The organism is Dellaglioa sp. CoH-56-MRSF-11, from assembly GCF_056782135.1.
On record NZ_JBXAYE010000098.1, the window covers coordinates 1 to 282 of the forward strand.

Sequence of the window (282 nt, forward strand, 5' to 3'; positions counted from 1 at the left end):
GCGGCGGTCGGCATCAACCGTGCTGGCTACTTCAAGGACGTGCGCAACGAACTGCGTGCTGCACTCGAAGACGAATTTGCGGCGGCCGGTGTGCGTAATGCAGACAAGCTGATTCGTCGCGTGTTTGCTTCGCACGGTGTGGACTACGCTAAGGCAATCCTGACCATCGCCAATCAACTGAAGGACAAGCCGGTTGAAGTGCGTAACTCGCATGCTTCGGCGCTCGATATGTTGGGTGACGAAGAACACGTGAAGCCTGATCTGGAAGACGATGGTCTGACG

At 56.7% G+C, this 282-nt stretch carries 1 protein-coding gene; it reads left to right on the plus strand.

Going from position 1 to position 282, the window contains the following annotated elements; all coding sequences use genetic code 11:
• Positions 1-282: hypothetical protein (locus tag AC1RPT_RS07995; protein ID WP_481763021.1), on the plus strand; the 282-nt coding region annotated here is incomplete at both ends.